The 13,668-nt window shown below is 43.0% G+C and carries 17 protein-coding genes; 11 read left to right on the forward strand and 6 right to left on the reverse strand.

Going from position 1 to position 13,668, the window contains the following annotated elements; all coding sequences use genetic code 11:
• Window positions 1-18 precede the first annotated feature (18 nt).
• From ACAX20_RS08610 to ACAX20_RS08630, 5 genes are all read right to left on the reverse strand, one after another.
• Entirely contained in the window at window positions 19-801 is a 783-nt protein-coding gene (locus tag ACAX20_RS08610) for a hypothetical protein (protein ID WP_371185443.1), read from the reverse strand.
• Window positions 802-853: 52 nt separating this feature from the next.
• Entirely contained in the window at window positions 854-1,120 is a 267-nt protein-coding gene (locus tag ACAX20_RS08615; protein WP_371185445.1) for a hypothetical protein, read from the reverse strand.
• A gap of 60 nt (window positions 1,121-1,180) precedes the next feature.
• Window positions 1,181-1,402, reverse strand: coding sequence for a hypothetical protein (locus ACAX20_RS08620; RefSeq protein ID WP_371185447.1), 222 nt, complete (start codon window positions 1,400-1,402; stop codon window positions 1,181-1,183).
• A 604-nt stretch (window positions 1,403-2,006) separates the two neighbouring features.
• Window positions 2,007-2,777 carry an ankyrin repeat domain-containing protein gene (locus tag ACAX20_RS08625; RefSeq protein ID WP_371185449.1) on the reverse strand — a complete coding sequence of 257 codons (771 nt, stop codon included), beginning with the start codon at window positions 2,775-2,777 and terminating at the stop codon, window positions 2,007-2,009.
• Window positions 2,778-2,915: 138 nt separating this feature from the next.
• Entirely contained in the window at window positions 2,916-3,299 is a 384-nt protein-coding gene (locus tag ACAX20_RS08630; protein ID WP_371185451.1) for a hypothetical protein, read from the reverse strand.
• A gap of 324 nt (window positions 3,300-3,623) precedes the next feature.
• On the opposite strand from ACAX20_RS08630, the gene ACAX20_RS08635 reads away from it, so the two are divergent.
• The 10 genes from ACAX20_RS08635 (at window position 3,624) to ACAX20_RS08680 (ending at window position 12,298) form a co-directional block, all read left to right on the forward strand.
• A complete protein-coding gene (locus ACAX20_RS08635) occupies window positions 3,624-3,926 on the forward strand; it encodes a hypothetical protein (protein ID WP_371185453.1) in 303 nt (100 codons plus the stop codon).
• Window positions 3,927-4,481: 555 nt separating this feature from the next.
• Window positions 4,482-5,384 carry an ATP phosphoribosyltransferase gene (gene hisG, locus ACAX20_RS08640; protein ID WP_371185455.1) on the forward strand — a complete coding sequence of 301 codons (903 nt, stop codon included), beginning with the start codon at window positions 4,482-4,484 and terminating at the stop codon, window positions 5,382-5,384.
• A 2-nt stretch (window positions 5,385-5,386) separates the two neighbouring features.
• Complete coding sequence (hisD, locus tag ACAX20_RS08645; protein ID WP_371185457.1) at window positions 5,387-6,703, forward strand: histidinol dehydrogenase; 1,317 nt, start codon at window positions 5,387-5,389, stop codon at window positions 6,701-6,703.
• A complete protein-coding gene (hisC, locus tag ACAX20_RS08650; protein WP_371185459.1) occupies window positions 6,700-7,902 on the forward strand; it encodes a histidinol-phosphate transaminase in 1,203 nt (400 codons plus the stop codon). Before hisD ends, hisC begins: the two co-directional genes overlap by 4 nt.
• Window positions 7,899-8,993, forward strand: coding sequence for a bifunctional histidinol-phosphatase/imidazoleglycerol-phosphate dehydratase HisB (gene hisB, locus ACAX20_RS08655; protein ID WP_371185461.1), 1,095 nt, complete (start codon window positions 7,899-7,901; stop codon window positions 8,991-8,993). The genes hisC and hisB overlap by 4 nt, the downstream gene beginning before the upstream one ends.
• 8 nt (window positions 8,994-9,001) lie before the next feature.
• Window positions 9,002-9,631 carry an imidazole glycerol phosphate synthase subunit HisH gene (gene hisH / locus ACAX20_RS08660; protein ID WP_371185463.1) on the forward strand — a complete coding sequence of 210 codons (630 nt, stop codon included), beginning with the start codon at window positions 9,002-9,004 and terminating at the stop codon, window positions 9,629-9,631.
• Window positions 9,631-10,368 (forward strand): 1-(5-phosphoribosyl)-5-[(5-phosphoribosylamino)methylideneamino]imidazole-4-carboxamide isomerase, encoded by a 738-nt coding sequence (gene hisA / locus ACAX20_RS08665; protein ID WP_371185465.1) that lies wholly within the window; start codon window positions 9,631-9,633, stop codon window positions 10,366-10,368. Before hisH ends, hisA begins: the two co-directional genes overlap by 1 nt.
• A complete protein-coding gene (gene hisF / locus ACAX20_RS08670) occupies window positions 10,350-11,126 on the forward strand; it encodes an imidazole glycerol phosphate synthase subunit HisF (protein WP_371185467.1) in 777 nt (258 codons plus the stop codon). The genes hisA and hisF overlap by 19 nt, the downstream gene beginning before the upstream one ends.
• 71 nt (window positions 11,127-11,197) lie before the next feature.
• On the forward strand, window positions 11,198-11,815 hold the full coding sequence (hisIE, locus tag ACAX20_RS08675; RefSeq protein WP_371185469.1) for a bifunctional phosphoribosyl-AMP cyclohydrolase/phosphoribosyl-ATP diphosphatase HisIE: 618 nt from the start codon (window positions 11,198-11,200) through the stop codon (window positions 11,813-11,815).
• A 21-nt stretch (window positions 11,816-11,836) separates the two neighbouring features.
• On the forward strand, window positions 11,837-12,298 hold the full coding sequence (locus tag ACAX20_RS08680; RefSeq protein ID WP_371185471.1) for a GNAT family N-acetyltransferase: 462 nt from the start codon (window positions 11,837-11,839) through the stop codon (window positions 12,296-12,298).
• 80 nt (window positions 12,299-12,378) lie between these two features.
• Here ACAX20_RS08680 and ACAX20_RS08685 read toward each other — a convergent pair whose 3' ends face one another.
• A complete protein-coding gene (locus ACAX20_RS08685) occupies window positions 12,379-12,924 on the reverse strand; it encodes an energy transducer TonB (protein WP_371185473.1) in 546 nt (181 codons plus the stop codon).
• Window positions 12,925-13,179: 255 nt separating this feature from the next.
• Here ACAX20_RS08685 and ACAX20_RS08690 point away from each other — a divergent pair, with 255 nt between their 5' ends.
• Window positions 13,180-13,581, forward strand: a complete 402-nt coding sequence (locus ACAX20_RS08690) for an MAPEG family protein (protein ID WP_371185475.1) — start codon at window positions 13,180-13,182, stop codon at window positions 13,579-13,581.
• Window positions 13,582-13,668 lie beyond the last annotated feature (87 nt).

The following is a 13,668-nucleotide window of genomic DNA, read 5'->3' on the forward strand; positions in this document are numbered from 1 at the left end:
CCGAACTTAATTGGCTCGTTAACTACTTTGATCAGCCTTAAACATGATTTGCGCGTAAACATAAGGAATGCCATTATCCATTCTTTGTATGTTTAGTGGTCTATTGCCGTCTGTGGGAAACAAGATATTAGGAAAAGAATAAAAGCCTTTATATATTTGAAACCAAGTATTGGCCTCTCGCTCTATCCCTATCACATCACAGATGAGTTGTTTGCATGAAATATTTAAAATTTCAAAGCCAGCGGCCAATTCATGTTGAGTAATATACGCCCTAATATCCTGCTCCATTAAATACGACCAATTCGCGTCGTCAATATCGTCTTGCCGTAAACTAGGCTCATTCAACATATGATTATTATTGCCAATAGCAGACTTCATCGTTGAAGCTATTGATTCCGGGATGTTGTCATCGATAATTTGATCGAGTTTTTCTTTATGTTCAACAGACCATTGTTTCAGTTCTTGCTGAGCATAGCTATTTTCAATGGCGTAGCTCTCGCTAATATCATTTGACGGTGTGCTCGTATCTTCTGGCATGTTAGCAGGATTTGAAAGTGCCTTACTCTCTTGAGCAATCCTAGGCTCTAAAGTCTCTACATCACTCACTTGACTAGGTTCATGAACGACACTAGGCTCTGGTGTCTCCAAATCAGCCTCTTGGCTAGCTTGAACAATGTTCGATTGTTCTGAGTGATTAACTTGACTTATGTCCTGCGTTGTCTCATTTAGTATGGGGTATAACTGGTACCCTAAAACAGCGGACACCAATACAATAACCGCTCCGTTTAAATAACTTTTCATTTGTCTTCCTTTATCATTATGTATTACTTAAATTAGGTGTCTGACGCCCATACTAGGGATCTTTAGTTGTTTGTTCGCTTAAGTCGCCTCGATAGTTTTCAATGTTTTTGTGTCCACAATTTGTACAGATCACATGTAATTCTCTTAATTCCATGAAACCAGCTGTAGCGCCTGCGCCCCAACCAGCAACAAAAGCAAAAAGAAACTCTTTCACTTTCTCTTTTCTACTTTTTGCTTCGTTAAGCTGAGGATTAACAATAACTCTTGCATGCTCAGTATTTTGATTGCATGCCATACAAAAGCGTACTTCATTTTCCATATCGATAAAACATTTCCTATGGCTAAGCTAACGCCGTTTTAAGCGACGAGTAATAGCTTGTTAGGTTTGGTGTTCATTAATTTCGTTGAACTTACGTTTTAGATATTTGATGTTCGCATTTAGCTCTTTGACTTCTAACCTAGACTCGCGAAACAAATCCCGCACTTCCTTGAGCCGCTTTGAAATTAGAAATATGAATACTGGCACCAATATCCAGAGAATGACTAAGGCTAAATAAAAGAGCATGCCCATTATGCCCACGCCACCAAAAATACTTTCCATAGAAAACTTCTCCTTTTTGAAAACCTAACAGTATATTATGTAGACGTCTAAGTTACGGATACCTATAAACATTTAATTAACATACCAAGAACCACAGCTAATTCAAACAGTTAAAAACAAAATATAGCCGCTGACTTTCCTATATCAGGAGATTACTTACGATTCTCCGTAATATTGAGGGCATCTATCTAACGCCTATACCTCGCTCGAAGTAGGAGATTGAGCTTCACTAGTTTTTTATAAATTCGCACCTGAATTGTCAGCACTAAAAATACTAGAGGCAACAAAAACAAAATTTCTGAACCATGGCTTAAGGTACCGCTTTCAATCAGCGATTCAATTGGATAATAGCTCAGTATTAATATATAAAGAGCAATACACGAGAAAGGGAAACAAACGATGAATGCAATCCATAAATTGGCTTGTTGCTTGTTATTTTTGAAGTGCTTTTTTCCTATATCTTTCATTATGTAAAGTTAGCTGTTTGACCGTATCTCCTTCGCTCGCAACAGATGCCATAAATCTACATACTAATCAACAACTTACGCCATAACCGTGACCGACGACATGTGCTAGCAACGGTCTGTGAAAGACTATTCAAAAATTATGTGTTGTTAATGAAATTTATCACTTCATTCATATATTTCTCAGTATTACTGCCAGAAATAAATGCGCCTTCATGCTCTTTCAGGTGATATTTTAACCCACGTCCTACTTCATCTTTAATATAAGGATTTGCACCAAGCTTTAGCAACTCTATCACATAGTCATACCTTGCTAAGGTTGCTGCAACAAGCAAAAGTGTTTGGCCATTTTCATTAGTCGCTTCAATATCCGCTCCATTGCTTATCAAGAAATAGAATGTTTCACTCGCGCCTTTATTTTTGCCGACTTGAACCGTTTCAAAGAATGCCGGTTCAGAAAACAGACTTGCCTTAATATTCGGGTTGCTACCATACGCCAAGGCGAGTTTAAGCTTGGTGATGTCATTTCTTCTCGTTAGCCAGTGGAATACAGTGCTACCGTCTCCGTATATAATGTTTGGATTAGCTCCTAGCTCTAATAATGTTTTAAATCCCTTTGTATTTCTCATTGCCCAAAACAGTGGAGTAGCATTACGGCTCCCTTTGCCATTAACATCGACACCACTCTTAACTAAGGTACGAACTTTGTTTATGTCACCTTTCCCCGCCGCCCGCGCCAACATCCTTATACTGTCATCGGGGAACATGGTTTCTAAATCCATATATATTAGAACTGTTTGAGATACTCTTTTTTGGAATTCTGCCTCACTTTCGTCTAGCGTTACCCAAGGTCCCCCTTTAGAACAACCAGCGAGAAGAATAAAAACAATAAGCGAGAGTATTCTAGGCATCTTTGGGTCCGTTTAATAAATAATTTAAAGGTGTAACTCGCTCGTCATAGCCAAACAAGACTAAAATCAATTCAATAACTTACGCTATAAATGCGAGTAACGCAAAAGACGCCGAGGTTATCTACACAAAGTAGTGCATCACCCGTAAAACACTTCTTTAACTATGCTTGGTGTACACCCCTCGCTAAAACTGACCACGATAAAATGCCTACGTACCATCCCTGCATTGATGTTATACCAAGCCACAAGTTGTTCACCTTCTTGAGACACGTCCAGTGGGGCAACGAATGATGGCTCTTCCACACTATCTGATACTAACCAAACTGAGTATAAACTCTGACCTTCAACAGTATTTGGGAGATTTATAGTCACTATGTATTCGGAATCATTTAATGCAGTTTCGACAGTTACTTTATGTTGATGCCTGTCATTGTACTCATGCGCCATTGCTTCAGTTATTGAACAAGAATCGGCAAAAGAGAAGAACGATAATGTCGCTAGAAAAACAACTATCAATTTCACAATCCGACTCCGATTAAGACAATAAAGCATGTTGTTTAAGGGAAAATTTCTAGAAAGTGAAGAACTCATGGTTGATCAAAATCAGCGTTGGGCGACTTTATAAATTGTAAATACACATTACATGATGTTATTGTTAAAAAACAATACCTTATTGACATTTTTAGGCTGTTACACGATATCTAGGGTCGTTACCATACATAAAGGTCACTCGAGAACATTAACCCTTTAGGTGTTACAGCGAACTCTCAATAAACAAACGATAAGGAAGATACCGTGCTATTCACAGTTAAAAATATCAGAAACACATTAATACTATGCGTTGTTATGGCAGTAACAATGTTTGTCATGCGCGCTTTTTATTCGGAAGTTGAGCTAACGCCAATTAACTTAGCTCCTTATTTAGTGTCGGGCTTGCTAGGGCTCGCTTTGGTATTTTTGTATTTGTATGCTCTTCCTAGCCAAAGAAAAGATAGATTTCTCACATTTTTCATTCCTGGCATGATGTTGTTAGTCGTATTAATTAAAAGTGGACTATCTAATTTATGGCTAATTGATGAGCTAATGTGTTTAATAAGTTTTATCTGTGGTGGTCAAGAGATCTCAAAGCCAGCCGAAAAATCGTTATAGCAAGTCAATTACGCTCGGCGTTATATTTTATCGACCACTTGTATGGTTTGTTTCGATTTAAGGGAAGTGAACAATCCCACGCGACAGCTTAATTTCATTACGATATAACTACAGGTTATAAATTATGCAGTTTTGTTAGTTGTGAACCATAATCAGGCTGATAAGGTAAGGTTATAAATATATTGCTAAATAGCTTTTAAGCGTTAGTTATTTGTGTCATTAATAATACATAAGCGCGCTATTTATCAACCCAGAATAATTTCCAAGTTGACCGCACCGTCACATTCGGCAACAACACACGCAAATATAAAGGTAAACGACCATGAATAACATTTGGCTACATCATCACCATCATACACGCGATTAGCCCTACTGTTATTCGCTGAGGGGCTATAGTTGGGCTCTTCAGTACGGTATCAATATACCTGCCCCGAAAGAGTCCTATCTTTCGGGGCTTTTTCTTTTAATAGCCTGAAAAATATAGAAATATCAACAATACTGAGCTAATGGTGTCGATAATACGTAGTGCACCACAAACAATAAAAAGGGAAGCAAATGACCTTAGATAGCAACCGATTAACCATTGCCATACAAAAATCAGGACGACTTAGTGATGAATCGCAAACACTGTTTAAGCTGTGTGGTATGAAGCTCAATCTAACCGATAGAAAACTACTTGCGCATGTTGCTAATATGCCGATTGACATCATGCTCGTGCGTAGCTCAGATATACCCGGCCTTGTTATGGATGGCGTTTGCGACCTTGGTATCGTGGGCGACAACACCTTGCAAGAACACGCGCTCGATCGTCAACTTACGAGCGAGCCATGTGACTATGAAAAAATCACCTCGTTAAAATTTGGTGGATGTCGACTGTCAATCGCCTTGCCCGATGAATACGATTACCAAGGGATCGGCAGTCTTAACGGTTTACGTCTTGCTACCACCTACCCTCGCCTATTAAATCGCTTTGCTAAAGAGAACGACATCCAGATAAACATCGCTACGCTTAACGGTTCAGTCGAGGTTGCACCACGCGTTGGTTTAGCCGACGGCGTGTGTGATCTCGTTTCAACCGGTACCACCCTAGAAGCCAATGGCTTAAAAGAAGTAGAAGTCATCTTTAAATCCAAGGCCGCCTTAATCAAAGGCCCGAACACCTTAAACGACAACAAACAAGCCACCTTAGATACGCTACTGCCACGCATTAAAGGCGTCTTGAAAGCGCGTGAAAGTAAGTACATTATGTTGCATGCGCCAACCAATAAGTTAACTGAGGTTGCGGCGCTATTGCCCGGCTCAGAAACGCCAACCGTATTACCGCTAGCGCACACCACCGAGCGTGTTGCCGTACACATGGTATCTAATGAAAATGTTTTTTGGGAAACCATGGAACAATTAAAAGCGCTGGGTTGTAACTCGATCCTAGTGATGCCTATTGAAAAGATGATGGGGTAACTATGATCATTTGGTCAGAATTATCAATGCTTGAACAGCAACAGTTATTGCAACGTCCTGCCATCGCCGATAGCGAAAGCTTGCAGCAACAAGTTGCCAATATCATTAACAACGTTCGCGACAACAAAGACAAAGCGCTAAAAGCGCTTACGCTGGCTTTCGATAAAGTCGAGATTAACGAATTACAAGTTTCTGAAGATGAAATTAATGCCGCTGAATTACGTTTAAGCGCTGCGCGAAAAGCGGCGATAAATACCGCATATCAGCAAATTCAGCGCTTCCATGCTGCGCAACTACCCAAAGATATTGTCGTTGAAACAACACCTGGCGTTGAATGTGTCTTAAAAACCGAAGCCATTAACAGCGTTGGTTTGTATATTCCAGCAGGATCAGCGCCCCTACCATCAACAGTACTCATGTTAGGCGTACCTGCGCAATTAGCAGGCTGTCATCGAATTGTTTTGGTTTGCCCACCCGATCAGCAAGGCAATATCGCCGATGAGATCCTCTACGCTGCCAGCCTTTGTCAGGTAAGTGAAGTTTATCGTGTCGGTGGAGCTCAAGCGATTGCCGCCCTTGCATTGGGTACCGAGTCTATTGCTGCGGTTCATAAAGTATTTGGTCCAGGTAATCGTTTTGTCACCGAAGCCAAATCACAGCTAGCGCAGAAAGTCCCTGGTTTTACTATCGACATGCCGGCAGGCCCGTCAGAATTACTGGTCATTGCTGACGATACTGCAAACCCTGCGTTTGTTGCCGCTGATTTGCTGTCCCAAGCCGAGCATGGCACTGACTCACAGGTCCTTCTAGCAACAAACAGTCGCCCCTTATGTGAGCAGGTTGCGGTGCAATTGCAAACCCAGTTAGCTGACCTATCTCGACAAGATATCGCCACCAAAGCGCTTGAGCAAAGTCGCTTAGTCGTTTGTGATTCATTGCAACAAGCCTGTGAGTTAGCCAATCGCTACGGCGCCGAACATTTGAGTATTCAAACAGCGCAACCTGAAAATGAATTGGCGTTTATTTCAGGTGCCGGATCAATATTTGTCGGTCACTACACACCAGAGTCAGCCGGTGATTACGCCAGCGGCACCAATCACGTACTCCCCACCTACGGTTATTCAAAAGTGTTGTCGTCATTGTCACTCGCCGATTTTATGCGTCGTTACACCGTGCAAACATTAACCAAGCAAGGTCTTGAGAGCTTAGCGCCAACCATTGTCGAGCTCACAGATGCCGAAGGACTTGATGCGCATCAACGCGCAGTAACGATTCGCCTTGAAGACAGCACAAAGTACAACGATGAGGAACGCCCATGAATAAGTTCGATTATCGTCAAGCGGTTAGCAAGGCTTCCAATAGCAATATCGGCCAGCGCTTAGTTCGAGATGATCTCAAAGACATGGTGCCATATCAAAGTGCGCGTCGAGAAGTCGCCGGAGGCATTAATCAACACAAAACTTGGCTTAACGCCAACGAAAGTGGCGGTAGTGACTCGCTCGATATGTCATTAGCCGATATAAATCGCTATCCTGATTTTCAGCCGCAAGCCCTAATTCAAGCATATGCGCATTATGCTAAGCTCGCCTCTGATCACATATTGGCAACGCGAGGCGCTGACGAAGGCATTGATGTCCTCATTCGTACTTTTTGTCGAGCAAGCGCTGATAACATTATCATTTGCCCGCCGACTTATGGCATGTATAGCATCGCTGCTCGTAGCCAAAACGCAGGTATTATTAGCGTGCCATTAAAAGAAACCGATTCAGGTAATATGGCGCTCGACATTGCTGGCCTTACAGAGCACATCAACAACGCAAGGTTGGTATTTATTTGCTCTCCTAACAACCCAACCGGTGGCACAGTTGACTTGGTCGATATTATCGAAGTACTAAACCTCTATCAAGACACGGCACTGGTTGTCATTGACGAGGCATATATTGAATATTGCCCAGACACTAGTGTGGTGAGTTTATTACAGCAATACCCAAATCTCGTGGTGTTACGTACCCTATCTAAAGCCTTTGCCTTAGCAGGTTTACGCTGCGGTTTTGTGTTGGCACACAACAATGTTATTGAGCAACTTAGTAAAGTCATTGCCCCATACCCTATTGCAACGCCTGTTGCCACTATCGCCAGCCAAGCATTAATGAACGTTGAGATAATGACACAACGAGTCGAACAAACCATTGACCAGCGCAAAACACTGGAAGCCTTTCTCGACCAGCAACCGTGGCTGATAAAGCGCTATCAATCAAACACCAATTACGTGTTATTCAAGGCGCAAGATGCCAGTACCTTATACCAGTACTTTCTTGAGCAAGGGGTTGTTATTCGAGATCAAAGTAAACAGCTTGGTTTATCGCAGTGTTTGCGTGTCAGTGTTGGTACAGCAGATGAAATGCAGCAATTTTATAACGCTTGCCTGCGCTCTGCTGGCGAGCAAGTTCTCGCCGCTCAATCGCCAAATAATATAATACAAACGCAACAAGATAAGCGTTCAACGGAGGATTCATGATCAGCGCATTTGATTCTATTAAGGAAAATAGCAACATTTTATTTATCGATCGTGACGGCACATTAATTGAAGAGCCAGTGATTGATAAACAAGTCGACAGTTTAGAAAAGCTAGTCTTTGAACCACAGGTCATCCCTTCGCTATTGCAATTGCAGGCTGCCGGTTTTGTGCTGGTTATCGTTTCTAATCAAGACGGCCTTGGCACCGACAGCTACCCACAAGGCGACTTTGATCTGCCGCACAATAAAATGCTGGAGCTATTTAGCTCACAAGGCGTGGTATTTTCAGATGTTTTACTTTGTCCGCACTTTCAAGACGATAATTGCCACTGCCGTAAGCCGAAGCTTGGTTTAGTCAGGGATTATTTACAGCAAGGTAAAATAAATTTTGCCACCTCTTATGTAATAGGTGATCGCATCACCGACGTCGAACTTGCCAACAATATGGGCTTAAAATCGTTTCAGTACCATCGAGACACCCTAAATTGGCAAGCTATTGTTGATCATTTATTACGCTCTGCACGGATTGCTAGCGTTAACCGCCGCACCTCAGAAACGGATATAGCTATCGATGTTAATTTAGACAAACAAGGTGGCTCAGATATCAACACTGGCATTGGTTTTTTTGATCACATGCTCGATCAAATCGCCACTCACGCAGGCTTTTATCTCAACTGCCGAGTCACGGGTGATTTACATATTGACGACCACCACAGCGTTGAAGATACCGCGTTGGCATTAGGCGAGGCATTACGAAAAGCGCTGGGCAACAAACGTGGTATCGAGCGGTTTGGCTTTGTCTTACCTATGGATGAATGCAAAGCGAGCTGTACCCTTGATTTATCCGGTCGACCACATATCGTTTTCAAGGCGCCATTCACCGATCGTCAGGTTGGCGGCATGTCGACACAAATGGTTGAACACTTCTTTAAAAGCCTGAGTGACAGCATGCGCATGACAGTACACCTAGAAACAAGCGACGGTAACTGTCACCACCAAGTAGAAAGCTTGTTCAAAGTATTTGGTCGAGCGCTTGGCCAAGCGATTAGTGTATCGGGCGATCGTTTGCCCAGCTCAAAAGGCGTATTGTAAGGTTGCTCATGAAAGACAAGCACGCATTAATTATTGATACAGGCTGTGCCAATATCAATTCTTTAAAATTTGCCTTAAACCGAGTGGGATTTAAGGCCCTCGTCAGTGATGATCCTGCGCAGATCTGCAGCGCCAACAAAGTATTTTTACCCGGTGTTGGTGCCGCAGCTTATGCCATGGATAACATTGCCAATAAACAATTAATCGACACCATTCAAGGTTTGCAGCAGCCGGTGTTGGGTATTTGCTTAGGTATGCAGCTGCTTAGCCAAACGTCACATGAAAATAACATTAATACCCCCTGCCTTGGCTTGATTGACGCCCAAGTGGTGCCGCTGCAAGTTGTGCCACTAAAGCCACAAACCACAAAGCCCGTTCGATTACCTCATATGGGCTGGAATACCTTGTACGATATCACCGACTCCCCCTTATTTCATGATATCACCAAGCAAGATTACTTTTATTTTGTTCACAGTTATGGCATCCCGGTTGGCCATGCCACCATCGCCAGTTGTCACTATGGACAAGCGTTTAGTGCAAGTGTGCAGCAAGACAACTTTTTTGGTGTGCAATTTCACCCTGAGCGCTCCGGCAATAGCGGCGCAAAATTACTGACAAATTTTATGGAGAATTGCTGATGATAATCCCAGCAATCGATTTAATCGACGGCAAAACGGTACGCCTATATCAGGGTGACTATGCGAAAAAAACAGAATATCAGCAACGACCTGAGCAACTGATTGAACTATATGCTCGTGACGGTGCACAGAAGCTGCACTTAGTAGATCTTGATGGCGCTAAAGACAGCGAAAAACGGCAAACAAAACGTTTGGGCGAAATCATTAGTGCCGCCTCTATTCCGGTGCAAGTGGGTGGCGGTGTGCGCAGCAAAACCGATGTACAAACCCTATTAGAGCTTGGTGCAAGTTCCGTGGTTATTGGCTCACTGGCGATCAAACAACCCGAGCTTGTGAAGACATGGCTTGTTCACTACGGGAAAGATCGCATCACCCTTGCTTTAGATGTACAAATTAACGAACACGGTGAAAAATTCTTACCGACCCATGGTTGGGTTAAACCGAGTGAGCAAACGTTAGAAGATCTCATCGACTTTTATGGCCTAAATAATATTGCCCAAATTTTATGCACGGACATCAGTAAAGACGGTACCTTGCAAGGCGCAAATACTGGGCTTTATCAACAACTCAAACGTACTTATCCGACCATCACGTGGCAAGCATCAGGTGGCATTGGCTCACTGGACGACATTCATCAAGTCGCGCAATCAGGTGCCGATGGCATTATTTTAGGTCGGGCGCTACTAGAGCAACGTTTTACCGTAAAGGAGGCGATACAATGCTGGCAAAACGCATAATTCCTTGCCTCGACGTACGTGATGGCGTTGTTGTTAAAGGAGTACAGTTTCGCAATCACCAAATCATTGGCGACATCGTCCCCCTTGCCAAGCGCTATGCCGAGGAAGGTGCCGATGAATTAGTTTTTTATGATATTACCGCTAGCTCCGACGCACGTGTCGTAGATAAACAGTGGGTCGAGCAAATTGCCAAAGTGATCGATATTCCATTTTGTGTCGCTGGTGGTATAAAAAGCGAGCAAGACGCGCAAACATTACTCGCTATGGGCGCCGATAAAATATCGATTAATTCGCCGGCACTTCGCGAACCTGAGTTGATTTCTCGATTAAATGCCCAATTTGGTCAGCAATGCGTGGTAGTAGGTATCGATTCATACTTTGATGAGCAAACGCAAACCTATCAGGTATATCAGTTTACCGGCGATGAGAGCAAAACAACCAAAACACAGTGGCAAACCAAAGAGTGGGTACAACACGTACAACAACTTGGTGCTGGCGAAATCGTGTTAAATGTGATGAACCAAGATGGTGTTCGCCAAGGCTATGATGTTACGCAGTTACGTAATATACGTGAAGTATGTGATATTCCATTAATCGCCTCCGGTGGCGCAGGTACCATGGCTCATTTTAAAGAGGTATTTGAACAGACCGACGTTGACGGTGCGCTCGCGGCAAGCGTGTTTCATAAAGGGATCATAGATATTCAGCAACTAAAACACTATTTAGCTGGCGAAGGCATACCCATGCGCACGGCTTAAAGCCCGCCAAAGGCGTACCTAACTAAACCGTAATCAAACAAAGTTAGATAACTTTAAATAAAGGATACTGGATGCGAATAACACAACAAGATATTGAACGACTGGCGTGGGACAAAATGGCAAGTCTTCTCCCTGCGATAGTTCAGCATGCCGACACTGGCGCGGTTTTGATGCAAGGATATATGAACAGCGATGCCCTCAAAGTCACTTTGGATAGCGGCTTAACAACTTTTTATTCTCGATCAAAACAGCGACTTTGGACCAAAGGTGAATCGTCTAAAAACCATTTAAACGTGGTAAACGTTTTTACCGATTGCGACAAAGACAGTTTACTTATATTGGCTCGTCCTGACGGACCGACATGTCATTTAGGCACAACAAGTTGCTTTGCTGACGAGCCAATAAGCGAGCAACATTTTTTATCATCGCTTGAGCAAATCATTGGTCAGCGCAAGCATGACAAGCCCGAAGATAGCTATACCGCAAAGTTGTTATCAATGGGCACGGCACGGGTAGCGCAAAAAGTCGGTGAAGAAGGTGTTGAAGTCGCCCTTGCTGGCGCAACAAACAATCGGCAAGAATTGTTGCAAGAGTGTGCCGATTTATTTTATCACACGCTGGTTTTGCTGGCTGAGCAAGAAGTTGATTTAAAAGACGTGATGAAGGTATTACAATCACGGCATCAATAATAAACTTGAATGGATGCCAATATGTCCGATTTTCACTGGCAAGCGAAAACCTTTGATCAACTAACCACTAATGAGCTCTACGACGCGTTGCAACTGCGCGTCGATGTTTTTGTCGTTGAGCAAGAGTGCTATTACCCTGAATTAGATGATTGTGATCGTCACCCACAAACCCACCATCTTATGGCATATCAAGGTAATACCTTAGCTGCCTATCTGCGAATATTACCAAAAGGTGTTTCCTACCCGGATCACGTTAGCATCGGCCGCGTCACCACCAAGCAAACGTTTCGTGGTCAAGGCTTAGGTAAAGCATTAATGGATAAAGCACTTGATTTGTGCAACGAACATTTCTCTGGTCAATCCATCAAAATATCTGCACAACAATACCTCGAAGCATTTTACCAAGAGTTAGGCTTTGAAACCGTATCAGATATGTATTTAGAAGATGGTATTCCCCACATTGCGATGATCAAAGCCGTTTGAGCTCGATAACAACAACTCAGTTTCCGAGCAGGACTAGATCGTAGCTAGCCCTGTTCGCAGCAGTACATTCCTGCTTTATCCTACTTTTTACCAAAGTTAATACGCACCGATAGTCCTTCTTGCTTAACCGCTTTGCCATCAACAATTTTTGCTTTGTACTTCCAACGCTTTAAGGCATCGATTGCTGCTTGCTCAAACACCTGCGGTGGCTCTGCGTCAAGTACAACAATATTTTCTATGCTGCCTAGCGTATTGACGGTAAAACTTAAATCAACCCAGCCTTTGATTTTGTTTTTTGCGGCATCAGTTGGGTAAATCGGCAATGCGCGATAAATTGGCATCGCAGTGTTATCTTTAGGCACAGATAAAGTAAATTGTTGTGGATCTAGGGTGGTGTTAATATCAATGTTAGGCATGTCGAATGAAAATGCTTGGGTTGTTGTTGAGGGGGTTTCAACCGTCAAGGTGATCATTCCCGAAGGTTTCTCCACAGGTTTTGGTGGTGGCTCTAATTGGCGCTGTTTACGAGCAACGTCCTTGTCTTTAGGTAAGTTGACGACCGTCACGGGGGTATCTTGTTTAGGCTCTTCTTTATAAACCTCAGGTCGATTTATTAACGATGCCATAAGCACAAAAAGTCCAAAGCAAATACACGCGCCCAACAACACGGGAATGATAAACTTCCCCCAACCTCTACGTTCACTGACTTTAACTAACACCGTAAATAACCAGTCCTCTTACCCTGTCTAAGTATAGCTTGTGTTCATCGAAACGAGCGAGGCGGATAAATCAGGATATAGTATTTCCTATGGTGGCGAATGTGTTATCTTACCTTAGTTTCTAATTTACTGTTTTATCTTATAAAAAGGTGCTAATCAACCATGACAACGAGTCCGATAATCATCACCGGTTTTTACGCCGGTATTTTAGCCATTTTATATATTGCGCTATCCATGAAGGTAATTAACCATCGCCGCCTAGAAAAGATAGGCATAGGTGACGATGGCGGTAACTGCCGTGAACTTGCTAAAGCCATTCGAGTACACGCCAACTTCATTGAATACGTGCCACTGGCATTACTGATGATGGCATTTTATGAACACAACGGCGGCCATGCAATGGCATTACATGTGATAGGCGGCTTGCTGGTGATGGCGCGCTTCTTTCATGCCATCGGTTTAGGCAAAACCACCGGTACATCGTGGCAGCGGTTTATTGGCACCATTACCACATTTGTCGTGATCCTTGCCCTCGCCGTAGTAAATATTATCGGTATATTTTAAATTAATCCTACCGACACATAACAAAGGGATCGTCAACGATCCCTTTCTCAATACATATCCCCAGCGCTAAGACGCCACGATTGAGTG

It is taken from the genome of Thalassotalea sp. Sam97, assembly GCF_041379765.1.
Classification (GTDB): domain Bacteria; phylum Pseudomonadota; class Gammaproteobacteria; order Enterobacterales; family Alteromonadaceae; genus Thalassotalea_A; species Thalassotalea_A maritima.